The organism is Mesorhizobium sp. M7A.F.Ca.CA.004.04.2.1 (assembly GCF_004022825.1).
Lineage (GTDB): Bacteria > Pseudomonadota > Alphaproteobacteria > Rhizobiales > Rhizobiaceae > Mesorhizobium.
This window is the reverse complement of sequence record NZ_RZPH01001299.1, coordinates 1-1,396: the sequence shown is the minus strand read 5'-3', so window position 1 is coordinate 1,396 and position 1,396 is coordinate 1. Positions and strand designations below refer to the sequence as shown.

The following is a 1,396-nucleotide window of genomic DNA, read 5'->3' as shown; positions in this document are numbered from 1 at the left end:
CGGGGGTACAGCGCTGACGTGGCAGACGAAAAGCGTTCATACTTTCAGCCCCGCTGCGGCGTCGCGCTCGGCCAGACGGTAGAGCTGGTCGCGCCCGGGCAGATAGGGATCCGGCCATTTGACACCACGGTCGCCGAGCGTGACGGCGGCGTGCAGTGTCCAGTAGGGATCGGCGAGATGCGGCCGTGCCAGCGCCACCAGATCGGCGCGGCCGGCCATCAGGATCGAATTGACATGGTCCGGCTCGTAGATGTTGCCGACCGCCATCGTCGCCATGCCGACTTCGTTGCGGATGCGGTCGGAAAACGGCGTCTGGAACATGCGGCCATAGACAGGCTTGGCCAGTGCCGAGGTCTGGCCTGCCGAGACGTCGCAGATGTCGACGCCGGCCTCGTGCAGCAGCCGTGCGATCTCGACCGCGTCGGCCGGTGTGACGCCCTCGATGCCCACCCAGTCATTGGCCGAAATGCGCATCGAGATCGGCTTCTCCGCCCGCCAGGCAGCGCGCACCGCGCGGAAGATTTCGAGGGGATAGCGCATCCGATTGTCAAGCGAACCGCCATATTCATCCGTGCGCCGGTTGGTGACCGGCGTGATGAAGGACGACAAGAGATAGCCATGCGCAGCGTGGATCTCGAGCATGTCGAAGCCGCAACGATCGGCCATCTCGGCCGAAGCCACGAATTCGTCGCGCACGCGGTCCATGTCGGCGCGATCCATCGCCTTCGGCACCTGATTCTGCGGCGACCACGCCACGGCCGAGGCGGCGATCACCGGCCAGTTGCCGGAGACCAGCGGCACGTCGGTGCCTTCCCAGCCAAGCCGGGTCGAACCTTTGGCGCCGGAATGGCCGATCTGGGCGCAGATCTTGGCTTCGGTTTCGGTGTGGACGAAATCGACCAGCCGCTTCCACGCCACCTCATGTTCGGGCGCATAGAATCCCGGACAACCGGGCGTGATGCGACCTTCCGGGCTGACGCAGGTCATCTCGATATAGAGGAGCCCGGCGCCCCCTTTGGCCCGCTCGGCGTAGTGGGTGAAATGCCAGTCGGTCGGGCAGCCGTCGACGGCCTTGTACTGCGCCATCGGCGAAACGACGACGCGGTTCTGCAGCCTCATGTCGCGCAGCTTGAACGGCGCGAACATCGGCGCGCGGCGCAGGCTGTTGCCGCCGGCGCCCGCCTGGCGCTGGAACCATTCCTCCGCACCGCCCAGCCATTCGGCATCGCGCAGCCGCAAATTCTCATGGCTGATGCGCTGCGAGCGGGTCAAAAGCGAATAGTTGAACTGCACCGGATCGAGGCCGAGATAGCGCTCGACCTCCTCGAACCATTCCAGCGAATTGCGCGCCGCCGATTGCAGCTTCAGCACCTCGGTGCGGCGGGCATCCTCATAT

General features: G+C 65.5%; 1 pseudogene. It reads right to left on the bottom strand.

Annotation, left to right across the window (positions count from 1 at the left end):
* Positions 1-36: 36 nt before the first annotated feature.
* Positions 37-1,396 (bottom strand): annotated as a pseudogene (locus EN893_RS34030) (bifunctional salicylyl-CoA 5-hydroxylase/oxidoreductase); the annotation flags it as partial.